Annotated in this window: 16 protein-coding genes; 11 read left to right on the top strand and 5 right to left on the bottom strand. The window is 72.7% G+C overall.

Annotated features, from left to right (window positions below; all coding sequences use genetic code 11):
• Position 1 precedes the first annotated feature (1 nt).
• Positions 2–1,663: a glycosyltransferase family 39 protein gene (locus CRP27_RS08025; RefSeq protein WP_097180141.1), complete on the bottom strand. Its 1,662-nt coding sequence runs from the start codon at positions 1,661–1,663 to the stop codon at positions 2–4.
• A gap of 91 nt (positions 1,664–1,754) precedes the next feature.
• On the opposite strand from CRP27_RS08025, the gene CRP27_RS08020 reads away from it, so the two are divergent.
• The 5 genes from CRP27_RS08020 to CRP27_RS08000 are packed head-to-tail and all read left to right on the top strand — an operon-like array spanning position 1,755 to position 5,854.
• A complete protein-coding gene (locus CRP27_RS08020; protein ID WP_097180140.1) occupies positions 1,755–2,162 on the top strand; it encodes a molybdopterin-binding protein in 408 nt (135 codons plus the stop codon).
• The gene (locus tag CRP27_RS08015; RefSeq protein ID WP_097180139.1) at positions 2,159–3,220 is read left to right on the top strand and encodes a ThiF family adenylyltransferase; all 1,062 of its coding nucleotides are present in this window, start codon (positions 2,159–2,161) and stop codon (positions 3,218–3,220) included. Before CRP27_RS08020 ends, CRP27_RS08015 begins: the two co-directional genes overlap by 4 nt.
• Positions 3,217–4,038, top strand: coding sequence for a molybdate ABC transporter substrate-binding protein (gene modA, locus CRP27_RS08010; protein WP_097180138.1), 822 nt, complete (start codon positions 3,217–3,219; stop codon positions 4,036–4,038). Before CRP27_RS08015 ends, modA begins: the two co-directional genes overlap by 4 nt.
• The gene (locus CRP27_RS08005) at positions 4,035–4,826 is read left to right on the top strand and encodes an ABC transporter permease (protein ID WP_176505507.1); all 792 of its coding nucleotides are present in this window, start codon (positions 4,035–4,037) and stop codon (positions 4,824–4,826) included. The genes modA and CRP27_RS08005 overlap by 4 nt, the downstream gene beginning before the upstream one ends.
• A complete protein-coding gene (locus tag CRP27_RS08000; RefSeq protein ID WP_217990706.1) occupies positions 4,823–5,854 on the top strand; it encodes an ABC transporter ATP-binding protein in 1,032 nt (343 codons plus the stop codon). Before CRP27_RS08005 ends, CRP27_RS08000 begins: the two co-directional genes overlap by 4 nt.
• Positions 5,855–5,965: 111 nt before the next feature.
• Here CRP27_RS08000 and CRP27_RS07995 read toward each other — a convergent pair whose 3' ends face one another.
• The 3 genes from CRP27_RS07995 to CRP27_RS07985 are packed head-to-tail and all read right to left on the bottom strand — an operon-like array spanning position 5,966 to position 8,692.
• Positions 5,966–6,205, bottom strand: coding sequence for a MoaD/ThiS family protein (locus CRP27_RS07995; RefSeq protein ID WP_097180137.1), 240 nt, complete (start codon positions 6,203–6,205; stop codon positions 5,966–5,968).
• A gap of 1 nt (position 6,206) precedes the next feature.
• A complete protein-coding gene (gene moaA, locus CRP27_RS07990) occupies positions 6,207–7,274 on the bottom strand; it encodes a GTP 3',8-cyclase MoaA (RefSeq protein WP_097180136.1) in 1,068 nt (355 codons plus the stop codon).
• A gap of 5 nt (positions 7,275–7,279) precedes the next feature.
• Positions 7,280–8,692: a glycosyltransferase family 87 protein gene (locus CRP27_RS07985; protein WP_097180135.1), complete on the bottom strand. Its 1,413-nt coding sequence runs from the start codon at positions 8,690–8,692 to the stop codon at positions 7,280–7,282.
• A 21-nt stretch (positions 8,693–8,713) separates the two neighbouring features.
• Here CRP27_RS07985 and CRP27_RS07980 point away from each other — a divergent pair, with 21 nt between their 5' ends.
• From CRP27_RS07980 to pheA, 4 genes are read left to right on the top strand one after another with little or no spacing between them, the layout of a single operon-like run.
• Entirely contained in the window at positions 8,714–10,081 is a 1,368-nt protein-coding gene (locus CRP27_RS07980; protein WP_176505506.1) for a molybdopterin-dependent oxidoreductase, read from the top strand.
• Positions 10,078–10,512: a hypothetical protein gene (locus tag CRP27_RS07975; protein ID WP_097180134.1), complete on the top strand. Its 435-nt coding sequence runs from the start codon at positions 10,078–10,080 to the stop codon at positions 10,510–10,512. Before CRP27_RS07980 ends, CRP27_RS07975 begins: the two co-directional genes overlap by 4 nt.
• 28 nt (positions 10,513–10,540) lie before the next feature.
• Entirely contained in the window at positions 10,541–11,086 is a 546-nt protein-coding gene (locus CRP27_RS07970) for a MarR family winged helix-turn-helix transcriptional regulator (protein ID WP_097180133.1), read from the top strand.
• A gap of 40 nt (positions 11,087–11,126) precedes the next feature.
• Positions 11,127–12,083, top strand: coding sequence for a prephenate dehydratase (gene pheA / locus CRP27_RS07965; RefSeq protein ID WP_097180132.1), 957 nt, complete (start codon positions 11,127–11,129; stop codon positions 12,081–12,083).
• 172 nt (positions 12,084–12,255) lie between these two features.
• On the opposite strand, the gene CRP27_RS07960 is transcribed toward pheA, so the two are convergent.
• The gene (locus CRP27_RS07960; protein WP_097180131.1) at positions 12,256–13,326 is read right to left on the bottom strand and encodes a diacylglycerol kinase family protein; all 1,071 of its coding nucleotides are present in this window, start codon (positions 13,324–13,326) and stop codon (positions 12,256–12,258) included.
• Between the two features lie 117 nt (positions 13,327–13,443).
• Between CRP27_RS07960 and serS the strand changes: the two genes are divergently transcribed.
• Both serS and CRP27_RS07950 read left to right on the top strand, forming a co-directional pair.
• Positions 13,444–14,712 (top strand): serine--tRNA ligase, encoded by a 1,269-nt coding sequence (serS, locus tag CRP27_RS07955; RefSeq protein WP_097180130.1) that lies wholly within the window; start codon positions 13,444–13,446, stop codon positions 14,710–14,712.
• The gene (locus CRP27_RS07950) at positions 14,709–15,563 is read left to right on the top strand and encodes an HAD family hydrolase (RefSeq protein ID WP_097180129.1); all 855 of its coding nucleotides are present in this window, start codon (positions 14,709–14,711) and stop codon (positions 15,561–15,563) included. The genes serS and CRP27_RS07950 overlap by 4 nt, the downstream gene beginning before the upstream one ends.
• The last annotated feature ends 46 nt before the right edge of the window (positions 15,564–15,609 follow it).

Genomic DNA, 15,609 nt, shown 5'->3' with positions numbered 1-15,609 from the left:
GTCAGCGGCGCACGTACTCCGTGATGACGACCGTGCCGGTCTTCCAGTGCTCCTTGGCCGTGAACCCGTGCGCGGCGAGCACCGACGCCGTCTCCGGCTCGATGTTGCGCGCCTTCACCGTGCCGCCCACGAACCAGACCGTGTCGATGTCGTCGAGGCGGCTCGGGATCGTCGTGGCGAGGTCGCCGGTCTGGTTCCACAGCACCCCGCTCTCGGCGCCGTTCTTGCGGACGCCGAGGTCGGTCATCCCGGAGAACGCATCCGGGTACGAGATGCGGATGACGTCGGCCGTCGTGCCCGGGTGGCCGTACACGCTGCCGAACACCACCCCCTCGTCCGCGTCGATGCGGTTCCTGCTCCGTTCGGCGGCGATGATCGAGGCGGCGCGGGCCCAGGTGGAGTCCTGCTTCGCGAGGGGCTCCTTCACGGCGACCGCGGTCGGCACCGACAGGACGAGGACGACCCCGACCGCGGCGGCGAGCAGCGCCTTCGGGCGGATCATCGTCAGCGCGAGTGCGATGAGCAGCGCGACGAACGGCAGGCTCAGGGTCGCGTACTTCGGGGAGTACAGGTGCTTGCCCATCGCGGTCGCGAGGACGAGCGCGGCGGTCGGGAGCACCACCAGGGGCAGCGCGACGCGGACGGCCTGGGCGCGGAGCAGCGAACGGACGGTCGCGGAGCGCCGATGGGCCTCGACCAGGCCGACGACGAGCCCGAGGACCATCAGGGTCCACGCCACGGCGGCGTACCAGTCGACCCCGCCGAACCACGCGGTGGCGAACACCTGCGCGCCGGTGCGCTGCCCGATCCCGGCGATCCACGCGACCTGCTTCGACTGCGACGCGATCTCGAACACCACGGGCGAGACGACCACGGCCGCGATGCCCGCCGCGACCGCCGAGCGGAGCAGCGCGCCGCCCGTCACCAGCGGCGGGCCGGGGACACGGGCGTCGCGGGACACCGTCGCCCGGTGCACGGCCACCCGGCGGGCGGCCATCGTCCACAGCAGGGTGACGGCGTGCGCGACGACGGCGAGCGACAGGTAGACGTTGAAGGTGACCGCGACGAGTGCGAGCGCGCCGTACGCCGCCCACCAGTGCAGGCTGCGGCCGGTGCGGGTCCGCCGGACCGCGGTCATCCCGACGAGGGTGAGGCAGACCGCGAGGGTCGTGATCGTCGCGTACGGACGACCCTCGGACCCGGCCCACTGCACGCGGGGGAGTGCGAGGAACACGATCCCGGCAGTGATCCCGAGCCGACGGCCACCGAGTCGTCGTCCGAGCGCCACGAGGAGCCCCGCCGCGACCCCGACGGCCAGTGCGCTCGGGAACCGCAGCGTGAACGGCGTGTACCCGACGAGCCAGAACCAGACGTGCATGAGCGCGTAGTAGAGCCCGTGCACCGCGTCGACGCTGTGGAGCTCGGCCCAGAGCTGCGCCCACGTCCGCTGCGCACTCGTGACCGTGGCGGCCTCGTCGTACCAGAGCGACGGCACCCAGGCGAAGGCGGCGGTGACGAGCACCCCGAGTGCGCCGATCGTGAGCTCGGGCGTCCGGACGACGGCGAGCCCGATGCTCGACAGCAGCCGCCGGGAGCGCGTCCGGACCGGTGCGAGCCCCGTCGAGCGGGGGACGCTGATGGTGCCGGTCCGGGGAGTACTCACGGACTGGACGGTAGCCGGGGCGTCTGGACAGGAACCCGGCGCGGGGCCCGCCGACACTGAGAGTTCCACACACCGGTATGGTGCGAACACCATGACGAAGCTCCGCATCCGCGACGCCGCGCGGTACCTCGGCGTCAGCGACGACACCGTCCGCCGACTGGTCGACGGCGGCACGTTCACCAGGGGCGTCGACGCTTCAGGCCGGACGGTGCTGGACGGCAGGGAACTCGCCGCACACATCCGGGGTCGCGGCGACCAGCTCGACGACCCGTCCGGCACGCGCAGTTCCGCCCGGAACCGGTTCGTCGGCATCGTCACCGCGCTCACGGTCGACGGCGTGATGGCACAGGTGGAGCTGCAGAGCGGGCCGCACCGGGTCGTGTCGCTGATGAGCGCCGAAGCCGTGCACGACCTGGGACTCGGGGTCGGCAGCGTCGCGGTGGCCTCGGTGAAGGCGACGATGGTCTCGGTCGAGGTGCCCGCGGAGCCCGCACCGTGACGAGCGACGCGCGGCGACGCCTGACCTCCCGGACCGCGGCGCTCGAGGGCGCGGGCGAGCGGGCCGTGCGGGCCCTCGCCGACGCGAGCGTCCTGGTGGTCGGTGCCGGTGGGCTCGGCGCCCCGGTGCTCACGTACCTGGCGGGCGCCGGGCTGCGTCGCGTCACGATCGTCGACCACGACGTCGTCGACACGTCGAACCTCGCACGGCAGACCCTCTTCGCCGCTGCGGACGTCGGCAGGTCGAAGGCCGAGTGCGCAGCGGAGCGGGTTCGCGGCGTCGACCCGGAGCTCGAGGTCGTCGCGCTCGCCGAGTCCTTCCGGCCGGAGCACGTCACCGGGCACGACGTCGTGGTCGACTCCGCCGACAGCGTCGAGGTCACGCGGGCGATCTCGGACGCCTGCTCCCGCGCCGGCACCCCGTTCGTGTGGGGCACGGTGCTCGGGCTCGACGGGCAGGTCTCGGTCTTCCACGACAGTGGTCCGGAGCCGATCGACTTCCACGACCTCCACCCGGACGCGCTGCCCGACGAGGGCTCCTGCGCGCTCGACGGCGTGCTGCCCGCGCTGTGCGGAGCCGTCGGCTCGGTGATGGCCGCGCAGGTCACCGCGCTCGTCGCGGGGATCGGTGAGCCGCTGCTCGGCCGGGTGCTCACGGTCGATGCCCGGCGGTGGCGGTGGACCGAGAGTCCGCTCCGCCGGGGTCCCGCGTCACGCCGTCCGGCCGCTCAGGTCGACGACGCCCCGCCGCGGATCGCCCCCGCGGCGCTCGCCGAACGTCTGCGCGACGCTCGCGGCGGTCTGCTCCTGGTGGACGTCCGGACCCCCGCCGAACTCGCCACGGGGGCCATCCCCGGCAGCACCACCCCGGAACACCTCGACGACGAGCCGGCGGACGCACCGGTCGTCGTCGTCTGCGCCAGCGGCGTCCGCGCCACCGCCTGGGCCCGAGCCGCCCGCGCGGCAGGCCGCCCTGCGACGGTCCTCGACGGCGGCATCGAGGCCTGGCGGCGAGAAGGCGGCACGACATCCGCACTTGCGGATACGATCGCGGAATGACGACGCACAAGCGGAACGCCACGCTGCTCCTCGCCGCAGCCGCACTCGCTGCGATCGGCCTCGCTGGCTGCTCGACGAGCGGATCGGGCGGGACCGCGGGGTCGACCGCGACGACCGGCACCGCCAGCGCCACCACCGGCCCCACCGGGAAGATCACCGTCTTCGCCGCAGCCTCGCTCCAGCAGACCTTCACCACCCTCGGGAAGCAGTACGAGGACGCCCACCCGGGCACCTCGATCACGTTCTCCTTCGCCGGCTCGAGCGACCTCGTCACGCAGATCCGCAACGGCGCCCCGGCGGACGTGTTCGCCTCAGCCGACGAGGCGAACATGGACAAGATCGTGAAGACCGACATCGCTCCGGGCTCGTCGAAGGACTTTGCCACGAACGTCCTCGAGATCGCGGTCGCTCCCGGCAACCCGAAGAAGATCACCGACCTCGACGACCTGACGTCGTCCGACGTGCAGCTCGTGACGTGCGCCGCACCGGTGCCGTGCGGTGCCGCGACCGCCACGGTGGAACAGGCCACCGGCATCGACCTGCGGCCGGTCAGCGAGGAGCAGTCGGTGACGGACGTGCTCGGCAAGGTCGAGTCCGGGCAGGCCGATGCCGGGCTCGTCTACGTCACGGACGTGAAGGGTGCAGGCGGCAAGGTCGACGGCGTCTCGTTCGACGCGTCGAGCAAGGCCGTCAACACCTACCCGATCGGCGTGCTGAAGGACGCGGCGAACCCCGAACTCGCGGCGGCGTTCACGGCCTACGTCCGGTCGGACGCCGGGCAGAAGGTGCTCGCCGACGCGGGCTTCGGGGCACCGTGACCGGTGGCCGGGCCCCGGTGCCGTGGTGGCTCCCGGTCCCGGCGGTGCTCGGCGGCCTGTTCGTCGTCGTGCCCGTGCTCGCCATGGTCGGCCGCGTCGACTGGGGCTCCTTCGGCGCGCTCGTCACCTCGCCCGCGTCGCTGAGCGCCCTCGGCCTGAGCCTGGGGACGGCGGCGGCCGCGACCGGCATCGCGTTCGTGCTGGGGTACCCGCTCGCCGTCCTCTTCGCCCGCTCGACCTCGCGCTGGGTCGGCGTCGCCCGGGCACTCGTCCTGCTGCCCCTGGTGCTGCCACCGGTCGTGGGCGGCCTGGCGCTCCTCGCGGCCTTCGGGCGCCTCGGCGTCGTCGGGGCGTTCCTCGACGACCACGGCCTCCGCATCGCGTTCACCACGACCGCCGTCGTCATCGCGCAGACGTTCGTCGCGATGCCGTTCCTGGTGTCGTCCATCGAGGGTGCGCTCCGCGTCGGTGGTGACCGGTTCGAACGCGTGGCGGCGACGCTCGGTGCCGGTCCGACCCGCACGTTCCTGACGGTCACGACACCGCGCGTGCTGCCGGGCATCCTGTCCGGGCTCGTCCTCTGCTTCGCCCGTGCCCTCGGCGAGTTCGGGGCGACCCTGACCTTCGCGGGCAGTCTGCAGGGGGTCACCCGCACCCTGCCCCTCGAGATCTACCTGCAGCGGGAGATCGACCCGGACACCGCCGTCGCGCTCGCGCTCGTGCTCGTGGTGGTCGCCCTCGTCGTGATCGGCGCCTCGGCGCTCCGCACCCGGACGGTCGTCGCGTGACGGGCGGTCTGCGCGCCCACGTCGTGGTGCCGGAACGAGACGTCGACGTCCGCCTGGACATCGGCCCGGCGGAGTGCGTCGCGCTCGTCGGACCGAACGGCGCCGGCAAGTCCACCGTCGTCGAGGCGCTGGCCGGGCTGCTGCGCACCCGGCAGGGCGAGGTGGTGCTGGGCGACCGGGACCTCACGCGCGTGCCGCCGTACCGCCGCGGGGTCGGCCTCGTCGCGCAGCGCGCGGACCTCTTCCCGCACCGCTCGGTCGCCGGCAACGTCGCGTACGGACCGCGCGCATCCGGATCGGGCGGCCGGGAGGCGCGAGCGCGGTCGTCCGCGGCACTCGCGGCCGTCGGCGTGGCCGGCCTGGCAGACCGGGCACCGGGGACGCTCTCCGGCGGGCAGGCCCAGCGTGTCGCGATCGCCCGGGCCCTCGCCACAGATCCGGCGCTGCTGCTCCTCGACGAGCCCACCTCGGCCCTCGACGTCGATGCGCGCGCCGAGGTCCGTGCCGCCCTCGGCACCGCGCGCACCGGCCGCCCGACGCTCCTCGTCACGCACGACCCGCTCGAGGCCGTCGCCCTCGCGGACCGCATCGTCGTCCTCGAGGCCGGACGCGTCGTCGAGGCCGGCCCCACCGCCGACGTCCTCGGCCGCCCGACCAGCGCGTTCGCCGCGTCGTTCTCCGGACTGACGCTCGTCCGCGGGACCGCCACGCGGGGTGGGATCGCGCTGGAGGGCGGAGGTGCGCTGGCGTCGGGAACGCACACCGTGCCTCCAGGCCGGCCCGCGCTGGCGGTCTACCACCCGACGGCCGCTCGACCGACGCGGGACGGTGCCGGGCCGGAGCGTCCGGTGACCACGCTCGAGCCGCGGGACGGGCTCGTCCGCGTGCGCGCCGGGGAGCTCGTCGCCGACGTCACCGTGTCGGTCGCCGCGGCCCTCGCACTCGCCCCGGGCGAGGCCGTCCGCATCGTGGTGCCGGACGCCGAGGTGACGGTCTACGCGCCGGCCGGTGCACCGACGTCCTGGTGAGGTGCACCTGGTGCATCCGGGCGTCCCTGGACGGAAGTCCTGACCGGGTACGCCCGGAAGTGCCGTGCATCGCGGGCGGTGTGGGAAGGAACGGGCGCCGGACCGCCCCGCTCAGCCCCCGGCGAAGGGCGGCATGACGTCGACGACCGCAACGCCCTCGAGCGGGGTCGACCGGTCGCGCGTGGTCACACCGTCGACCAGGTACGAGCACCGCTCCTGCAGTGCCTGCCACCGCGACGGATCGGCGGCGTCCACACCGCGCAGCGCAGCGTCGAGGTCCGGCGCCGCCACGGTGACCTCGTCCGCGCCGACCGCCGCCCGGGCAGCCGCGAAGAACCGGATCGTGGTCACCTCAGCCCCCGATCGCGCTCATGCCCCGCGTCGGGTGCACGAGGTCGTCGGTGTCGTCGCCGTGGTCGCGCGGCTTCGCCCACATGGCCCGGCGCCAGAGCTCGGCGACCTCGTCGTCGGACGCGCCGGCGCGCATCGGTCCGAGCACGGAGGTCTCCTCGTCGGAGAACAGGCAGCTCCGGACGTGCCCGTCGGCGGTGAGCCGTGTGCGGGTGCAGTCCGCACAGAAGGACTCGGTGATGCTCGCGATGATCCCGATCGTGCCGAGTTCCGGACCGACGCCCCCGTCGGCCGTGCGGGCGAGCACCCGGAACCGTTCGGCCGGGGCGCCGTCGCGCGGTGCGTCGTCCGGGACGAGGCCGAAGGACTCCGACAGCATCGCGCGGGTCTCCGCCGCGGTGACCATCGAGGTGCGGTCCCACGCGTGGTCGGGGTCGAGCGGCATCTGCTCGATGAACCGCAGTTCGTAGCCGCGCTCCAGGCACCAGCGCATGAGGTCCGGTGCCAGGGCGTCGTTGATCCCGCGCAGGAGCACGGCGTTCACCTTGATCGCGAGTCCGGCGTCGTGCGCGGCCGACAGCCCGGCGATGACCTTGTCCAGGAACGGTCGGCGTGTGACCTCGGCGAACACCGTCGGGTCGACGGTGTCGAGCGACACGTTCACCCGGCGGAGTCCGGCGGCGTACAGGGCGGCAGCGCGGTGGGCGAGGCCGATCGCGTTCGTGGTGAGGGACAGCTCCGGGGCGTCCGGCAGCGCGGCGCACCGGGCGATGACGTCGACGAGGTCGTGGCGGAGCATCGGCTCACCACCGGTGAACCGGACCTTGCGGACGCCGAACCGGGCCGTCCCGATCCGGACGAGCCGCTCGATCTCGGCGGCCGTCATCAGCTGGTCGTCGGGTGCGAAGGGCAGTCCGGCGGCGGGCATGCAGTACGTGCAGCGGAGGTTGCAGCGCTCGGTCAGGGACACCCGCAGGTCCACGGCTCGGCGCCCGAACCGGTCGACGAGCCCGGACGGGTCCGAGGATGCGGACGCGCCGGTCGAGCCGAGCAGGGTCGCGGGTGCCATGGGCGTCAGCGTACGTGGTCGAGCCGCCGGAACGACAGCAGCCGTCCCCAGCGCACCCAGTCCGACCGACGGGTGCGCACGATCGTGACGACGACGATCACGAGCACGGCCGCCGCGAGCCACCACCGGTACGCGTCCACCGACGGCCACACGCCGCGCAGGGCGATCGCGAGGCCGATCGCCGACCACTCCCATCGGCCGGAGAGCACCACGAACGGGATGAGCAGCAGGACGTACCAGGGGTACCGCGGGCTCACCGCCAGGAAGGTCACGCCGATCATCAGCACCTCGCCGGACCACGGCCGCGACGGGTCGGACAGCCGCCACGCCACGAACGCCGCCAGCAGCACGAGCAGCCCGACGACGATCGTCGCCGCGTCACCCTTGAAGACCAGCGAGACGAGGGCGAACCGGGAGCCGTCCTCGTAGCCCTCCTCGGACAGGTAGCCCGGCAGGTACCCGAGCACGTCGAGCCCGGTGGTGAGCACGTACGGCACGTAGAGCAGGCCGAACACGGCGATCCCGACCGGGATCGCCCACCAGTTCCGCCACCGCCCGAGCAACGGCGGGTAGACGATCGCGGGGATGAGCTTGGTCGCGGTGGCCGCCCCGAGGGCGATGCCGCCCCAGATCGGCCGCCCGAAGGCGACGAGCACTGCGCCGGCCGTGGCGAGGGCGGCGCCGAGCAGGTCGACGTGCGAGTTGGTGACCGCCTCGGACGCGACGAGCGGCGACCACGCCCAGAGCGCCGCCCACCAGGTCGGACGACCGAGTCGGCGGAGCACCGCGACCAGGCCGAGCGTGACGCCGAGCGAGACGACCAGCCCGGCGACCTGGAACGGCATGTACTGCGCCGTGGCCGGGACGAACGCGCGGACGAGGGCGAACCACAGCTGCGCCATCGGCGGGTAGATCGTCGTCACGTCCGGTCGGTTGATCGCGGTGCAGTGTCCCTGCGCGCCGTCACCGAGCCCGCGGTACCGGGGCTGCAGGGGATCGCAGGTGCCGTCGATCTTGTCCGGGAACAGCCACTCGGGACGCAGACCGGACAGTGCGGTCGACTGCGGCGTGTGCGCGTACGGGGAGATCCCGGCGTGCTGGACGATGCCGTCCCAGGCGTACCGGGCAGAATCGGTGCTGGTGTTCGGCGGCCCGGCGATGTCGGCGAGCCCGACCACCAGGCCACCGCCGACCACGAGCCACGTCATCCACTTCGCGGGGACGAACCGCAACGCCAGGACCGCCCCGGCGAAGACGGTCCAAGCGATCAGGGTCCACGCAACGAATGGAGCACGATGACCGGATCGGAGGAAGCCCAGATGCGTGACACCCACGGCGATGACGCCCGCGAGGGCCAGCACCCCGACCACGGCCAGGACGGTCGGCAGCAGTCGGCCGGTGCGCAGTCGTTCGCTCATCGTGTCCTGAGGCTATCCGTGGTGCGGCGGCTGCTGCTGGACGCCCGGGCGACGATGGCGTCCCCCAACCGCAACGCCCGCTCGGCCGTCGTGCTCGGGCGGCTGCTCGGGGTTGCCTTCCTCGTGTGCTTCGGTACCGGCCTCTTCAGCCACTTCCTGCAGGACCCGCTGCCCGGCATGCGGTTCCCGACACGGCCGACCCAGCTCTACCAGTTCACGCAGGGCCTCCACATCACGGCGGGGATCGCGATCATCCCGCTGCTCGTCGCGAAGCTCAACGCGGTGATGCCCGCCCTCGCACAGGTCCCACCGGTGCGCGGCGTGCTGCACCTGCTGGAGCGCGTGTCCATCGCGGTCTTCGTCTCCGCCGCGCTGGTGCAGGTCGCCACCGGCCTGGTCAACACGTACCAGTGGTACCCGTGGCCGTTCCCGTTCCGCCAGGTGCACTACGCGCTGTCGTTCGTGCTCATCGGGTCGCTCGTGCTGCACATCGGCACGAAGCTGCGGATCATCGCGCGGTACTGGCGGAAGCGCGACGCGTACGACGAGCACGGTCGGTTCGTCGCGGACACGACGGTGGGCAGCGAGCTGCTCCCACCCGGCCTGGAGGCACGGACCGACTCCGTCCCGCCGGCTGCGGTCGCGCCCGTGGTCGCCTCCTACCCCCGCGGCCTCACCGGCAGGGTCCTGCGCTGGGTCGACGGCGTTCCCGCTCCGACCACGCAGGCCGACGCGACCGAGGCGAGCCGCGCCTCCCGGCAGTCTCCCGAGGCGACCCAGGGTCGACGTGAGCGCGTCGCCCGACGCGGCTTCTTCGCCGGTGTCGCAGCGGCGACGGTCGGTGTCGTCGCCCTGACGGCCGGGCAGTCGAGCACGCTCGCCGAGCCGTTCAACGTCTTCGGGGCGCGGCAGCGGCACCGCGGTGCGAACGGCCTGCCGGTGAACCGCACGGCCCGCGCCGCAGGCGTCCTGGCGACCGCGACGGCCGCGGACTGGACCCTCACGGTCGTCGGCCACGACGTCAGCCGGACCTTCGCCCGTGCCGAGCTGGTCGCGCTGGGGGCCACCCGGGTCGACCTCCCGATCTCGTGCGTCGAGGGCTGGAGCCAGATGGCGACCTGGAAGGGCGTGCGGATGCGCGACCTGCTCGCGGCGGTCCAGGCCCCGCCGGGGTCGCACGTGCGCGTGACGAGCCTCGAACGGCACGGCGGCTACCGGATCATGGACATGGGTCCCGAGTACGCCGAGGACCCGACGACCCTCGTCGCGCTCGAACTGAACGGCGAGAAGCTCGACCTGGACCACGGTTTCCCGGCGCGCATCATCGCCCCGGGTCGGCCCGGGGTGCTGCAGACGAAGTGGATCGAGAAGATCGAGGTGCTCCGGTGAAGGTCGCACGCATCGTGCTCGTCGTGGTCGGCGTCCTGGTCATCGCGTTCGGGGCGTACGTCATGGTGACGACCGTGCGGCCGAACCGGATCTGGGGCCTCGCGACGTGGCTGCTCGGCGCGGTGATCCTGCACGACGCGATCCTGTCGCCGTTCGTCGTCGCCGTCGGCCTGTTGCTCCGTCGGACCGGGCGGACGCTGCAGGTCTGGGCGCTCGTGGTCGTGCAGGCCGTCGTGGTGCTCGGGAGCGTCCTGGCGCTCGTCGTCCTGCCGGAGATCGCGGCGAAGGCGCACGGGACGAAGAACGACACGGTGCTGCCGTTCGACTACGGCCTGCGTCTGCTCGTCGTCGAGGGCGTCCTGGTGCTCGTGGTGGTCGCCGTCCTGGTCGTCGCGCTCCGGCGTCGGCGGACCGCGACGTCTACTGGTTGAACCGACAACCATTCGCTAGGATGCCGGTATGACCGACGAGACCCCGTGGCTCACGCGCGACCAGCTCCGTGCGTGGATGAAGCTCGTCGCCGTCATGGAGCTCCTGCCGGCGGCGCTCGACCAGCAGCTCCAGCGTGACGCCGACCTGACGCACTTCGACTACATGGTCATCGCGATGCTCTCGGAGACCGAGTCCCGCACGCTCCGGATGTCGGCACTGGCGTCGGCCACGAACGCGTCCCTGCCGCGGCTGTCCCACGTCGTGTCCCGGCTCGAGAAGCGCGGGCTCGTCTCCCGGTGCCCGTCCACCGACGACCGGCGTGCCACCGACGTCCGGCTCACCGACACCGGGTACGCCACCATCGTCGACGCGGCGCCCGACCACGTGCGCACCGCCCGTCGCGTGGTGATCGACGCCCTCACCGAGGAACAGGTCGGGCAGCTCGACGGCATCGCCGCGGCCCTGCTCACGCGGCTCGACCCCGAGCGACGCTTCGCGGCACTGACCTACCCGCGGGACGACGACGACACCGCGATCTGCGAGGCCCGGCTGACCGGCACGGCGACCGACTGACGGTCGTGGCCGTCGTGCGGTGCTGCAATAGGCTCGCCACATGAGCCAGCCCGCCGCGCCGTCCGACACGTACTCCTACCTCGGACCCGCCGGCACCTTCACCGAGGCGGCCCTCAAACTCGTCGACGCAGCCGCCGGCAAGCCCTGGCGCAGCGTCAACAACGTCGGCGAAGCCCTCGACGACGTCGTCAGCGGCCGGTCGATCGGTGCGGTGATCGCGATCGAGAACAGCGTCGACGGCGGGGTCAGCGCCACGCAGGACGCCCTCGCCCGGATCCCCGGCGTCCGCATCGTGGGGGAGTACCTCGTCCCCGTCGACTTCGTGCTCGTCGCCCGCCCCGGCACCGCGCTCGCCGACGTCCGCACCGTGAACGCCCACCCCGTGGCGTACGCGCAGACCCACAACTGGCTCGAGGCGAACGTCCGCGGCCACGGGCACATCCCGGCGTCCTCGAACGTCGCGGCTGCCGCAGCCCTGCTGGACGAGCACCCCACCGCCGACGCCGCGGTCGCGCCCCCGGGGATCACCGACCACTACGCGCTCGACGTCCTGGCCTCGTCGATCGGGGACAACGCCTCCGCCGTGACCCGGTTCGTCCTCGTGTCGAAGACCCTGGCGCTGCCCGAACCGACCGGCGCCGACAAGACGAGCGTCATCGTCGAGCTGCCCGCCGACCACCCCGGAGCCCTGGTCGACATGCTCGAGCAGTTCGCGACCCGGGGCATCAACATGGGGTTGCTGTCCTCGCGGCCGATCGGTGACGAGCTCGGCCGCTACCGGTTCGTGATCGACCTCGACGGGCACGTGCGGGACGAGCGCGTGGCCGACGCCCTGCTCGGCCTGCGCCGCTTCAGCCCGCGCGTGACGTTCCTCGGGTCGTACCCGCGGGCCGACGGGGTCCGCCCCGAGGTCCCCGCGCGCTACTCGGACGCGGCGTTCGTCGAGGCCCGGGACTGGCTCCGCGCGATCGTCTCCGGCGAGCCCGACGCGCGCTGACGCGCGGGCGCTGCGCGGCCGCGCGCGGCGCTGCGCTGCGCGGCCGCCCGCGCGCGGCGCTGCGCGGCGTTCGGCTGGCGCGCTTCGCTCGCGCACAACCAAAGTCACCCGGAACCGCACCATTCGGTGGTTCGGGCCGACTTTGGTTGTGCGAGCGCGGGTGACGCCGCCGCTACTTCTTGCGACCGCGCCCCGCGTGCGGCTCGACCACGGGGACCCGCACGTCCAGCGACCCGGCGTCGATCTGCGCGCGGAACGCCACGATCTCGCCCACGGGGTCGCCGTCGATCTCGAACTCGTCCGGCTTCGTCAGCCGCAGCACGAACTCCTCGCCACGCATGTAGCGCAGCGGCCGCTCCTGCTTCGCCGCCGTGGTGATCCGACGCCCGACGACGGTGTTGCCGAGCGACGAGCGGTGGAACCAGCGCAGGATCGCGTTCTCCCAGAACACCCGGGCACCGATCCGCACCCAGCCGAAGAACCCACGCGGACGCATCACGACGATGTCGAACACGCCGTCGTCGATCTCGGCGTCGGGCAGGAGCATCGCGTTGGCCTGCAGCATGCCGCAGTTGCCGACGATGACGGAGTGCGCCCGGACCGAGCCGTTGCGCGCCGACTCGTCCAGCCGGTACCTGAACTCGAAGCCGTCGGTGTCCCGCACGGAGCGGAAGAGCGAGTCGAGGTAGGCCAACCACCCGACGCGCTTCTTCAGCCCGGGCCGGGTGTTGGCGAGCATCCGGGCGTCGAGCCCGAGACCGGCCATCACCAGGAAGCCGAACTTGTCGCGGGAGCCGTCGGGCCGCTCGACGCCGATCAGCCCGAAGTCGATCGAGCGGTCGTTGCCGGAGAAGATCGCCTTCGCCATGCCGCCGAGGTCGTCGAGCGGCAGCTTCATGTTCCGCGCGAGCAGGTTGCCCGTCCCGCTCGGGAGCAGCGCCAGCGAGGCGTCGGAGCCGTGCACCACCTCGGCCACGGCACGGACGGTGCCGTCCCCACCCGCGGCGGCGACGACGTCGGCTCCGGCCTCGAGCGCGGCGCGGGCCATGCCACCGCCCGGGTCCTCCTCTGAGGTCTCGAACCACAGGGTCTCGGCCCAGCCGGCCTCCTGCTGGTGCTTCTCGACGGTGCGCTTGAGGGTCGGCAGGTGGACCTTGACGGGGTTGTAGACCACCGCGGCCGTCCGCTGCTCGGTCTGGAGGGCGTCCTGGTCCGCGGGCGCGGTCTCCGAAGGGGTCGACATGCACCAACGGTACCGATCGGATGCTGCGAAGGGACGTCCGACGTGACCCGGTGACGGCCTGGAGGCACGTGGCGGCGCCGCCACGCGCCTCCAGTGACGTCCCTTTAGGATGAAGCGGTGATCGATCCCCAGCTGCTGCGCGACAACCCGGACGTCATCAAGGCCTCGCAGGAGGCGCGCCGCGCCTCCGTGGCCGTCGTCGACGAGGCCGTCGCCGCGGACGCGGCACGGCGGAGCGCGATCACCTCGTTCGAGTCCCTCCGCGCCGAGCAGAACGCCTTCGGCAAGACCGTCGCGAAGGCCCCGAAGGACGAGAAGGCCGCGCTCGTGCAGCAGGCCCAGGCGCTCGCCGCCAAGGTGAAGGAGGCGCAGGCCGCCGTCACCGCCGCCGAGGACACGTTCAACAGCGTCGTCCGCTCGATCCCGAACGTCGTCCTGCCCGGCGTGCCCGCAGGTGGCGAGGACGACTTCGTCACGCTCCGCACCGTCGGCACCAAGCCCGAGTTCGACTTCGAGCCGAAGGACCACGCGGACCTCGGCGAGCACCTCGGCATCATCGACATCCCGCGCGGTGTGAAGGTCTCCGGCTCGCGGTTCTACTTCCTGCGCGGCCTCGGCGCCCGGCTCGAGATCGCCCTCATGTCGCTCGGTCTCGACCGTGCGATCGCCGCCGGGTTCGAACCGCTCATCACCCCGACGCTCGTGCGCCCCGAGACGATGGCGGGCACCGGCTTCCTCGGGGAGCACGCCGCCGAGGTCTACCGGCTCGAGGCCGACGACCTGTACCTCACCGGCACCAGCGAGGTCGCCCTCGCCGGGTTCCACTCGGACGAGATCCTGTCGCTCGACGAGTCTGGCGAGGGGCACCGGTACGCCGGCTGGTCGACCTGCTACCGACGCGAGGCCGGCTCGGCGGGCAAGGACAACCGTGGCATCCTCCGCGTGCACCAGTTCAACAAGCTCGAGATGTTCTCGTACGTGCACCCGGACCAAGCCGAGGCGGAGCACGAGCGCCTCGTGTCGTACCAGGAGCAGATGCTGCAGGACCTCGGACTGCACTACCGCGTGATCGAGACCGCCGCGGGCGACCTCGGCACGAGCGCGGCGAAGAAGTACGACATCGAGGCATGGGTACCGACGCAGGGCACCTTCCGCGAGCTCACCTCGACGTCGAACTGCACCACGTTCCAGGCCCGTCGCCTCGACATCCGCTACCGCACCGAGAGCGGCAAGACCGCCCCGGTCGCCACCCTCAACGGCACGCTCGCGACCACCCGGTGGATCGTCGCGATCCTCGAGACCCACCAGCAGGCCGACGGCTCGGTCGTGGTGCCGGAGGTCCTCCGTCCGTACCTCGGTGGCGTCGAGGTGATCGAGCCCCGATGAGCACGCAGGGGCGGTTCGTCGACGGTGGCTCCGGGGCCGGGGGATCGGTCCGGACCAAGCGCTGGTTGGTGGCGCTCGACATCGACGGCACCACCATGCGCGAGGACGGCGTCGTCACCGACACCGTGATCGCCGCCCTGCGTGACGTCGAGGCCGCGGGGCACGAGGTCATGCTCTCCACCGGCCGCAGCGAGGGCATGACCGTGCCGCTGCTCGAGACCCTCGGCATCGAGCCGAAGTACCTCGTGTGCGCGAACGGTGCGCTCACCCTCGCCCGCCGGCCGGACGGCTCCTACGAGCGGGTGCACGTCGAGAAGTTCGACCCGTCCGAGGTCCTGCAGACCGTGCACGGCGCGCTCGCGAACGCGGCGTTCGGCGTCGAGGACGAAACCGGGCAGTTCCTGCTCTCCGGCAACTTCCCGGACGACGCGATGACCGTCGCCGGCGAGCACGTCCCGTTCGAGCGACTGCTCGGCGTCGAGGCCACCCGCGTCGTCGTCATCTCGCCCGGCCACGACACCGAGGACTTCCTGCAGATCGTCGAGCAGATGGGGCTGCACAAGGTCTCGTACTCGGTGGGCTGGACGTCGTGGCTCGACATCGCACCGGAGGGCGTGACGAAGGCCACCGCGATGGAACGCGTCCGCGAGTGGCTCGACATCCCGCGATCCCGGGTCTTCGCCGCGGGTGACGGCCGGAACGACATCGACATGCTGCGGTGGGCGTCGACCTCGGGGCGCGGGGTCGTCATGGGCCAGGCGCCGGAGGACGTCGTGGACGCGGGCAACGAGCTCACCGGCGGTGTGACGGACGACGGCCTGGCGGCCGCGCTCGACTCGTTGCCGCGCTGACGGGCGCTGACGCGCGCTGGCTCTCGCACGGTGCGAGGTGCTGGTT

Source organism: Curtobacterium sp. 314Chir4.1, from assembly GCF_900215175.1.
In the GTDB taxonomy this organism is placed as follows: Bacteria; Actinomycetota; Actinomycetes; order Actinomycetales; family Microbacteriaceae; genus Curtobacterium; species Curtobacterium pusillum_A.
This window is presented reverse-complemented; position numbering and strand designations above follow the sequence as displayed.